2 protein-coding genes are annotated in these 479 nt (G+C 55.3%); both read left to right on the top strand.

Translation table 11 applies throughout. The features are described 5' to 3' along the window. The first annotated feature begins 53 nt into the window (after positions 1 to 53). Positions 54 to 389, top strand: a complete 336-nt coding sequence (gene fdx / locus QRY16_RS22015) for an ISC system 2Fe-2S type ferredoxin (protein WP_289778068.1) — start codon at positions 54 to 56, stop codon at positions 387 to 389. Between the two features lies 1 nt (position 390). Then, the coding region (locus QRY16_RS22010) for a Fe-S cluster assembly protein IscX (RefSeq protein ID WP_289778069.1) at positions 391 to 479 on the top strand (89 nt) is incomplete at its 3' end.

The following is a 479-nucleotide window of genomic DNA, read 5'->3' as shown; positions in this document are numbered from 1 at the left end:
GGACAAATCTGTCCGCGTCGCGCTGAAAGGCCAGTCCGTGGACGAGGTTTAATATGCCAAAGATTGTTATTTTGCCTCATGCGGACCTCTGTCCGGATGGCGCTGTTCTGGAAGCGAAGACCGGTGAAACTATTCTCGATGTATCCCTGCGTGCAGGTATCGAAGTGGAACACGCCTGTGAAAAATCCTGTGCCTGCACCACCTGCCACTGCATCGTGCGTGAAGGTTTTGACTCTCTCGCCGAGAGCACCGAAGACGAAGACGACATGCTGGATAAAGCATGGGGTCTGGAGCCAGACAGCCGCTTAAGCTGCCAGGCTGCGGTGACCGATGAAGATCTGGTCGTGGAGTTCCCACGCTACACCATCAACCACGCACGCGAGCATTAATATGGGACTGAAGTGGACAGACAGCCGTGAAATCGGCGAAGCGCTCTACGACGCGAACCCGGATCTCGATCCGAAGACCGTACGATTCAC

Origin of the sequence: Mixta mediterraneensis, from assembly GCF_030283135.1 — a bacterium.
GTDB classification, from domain to species: domain Bacteria; phylum Pseudomonadota; class Gammaproteobacteria; order Enterobacterales; family Enterobacteriaceae; genus Pantoea; species Pantoea mediterraneensis.
The sequence above is the reverse complement of the archived record's forward strand: the minus strand, read 5'-3'. Positions and strand labels throughout refer to the sequence as shown.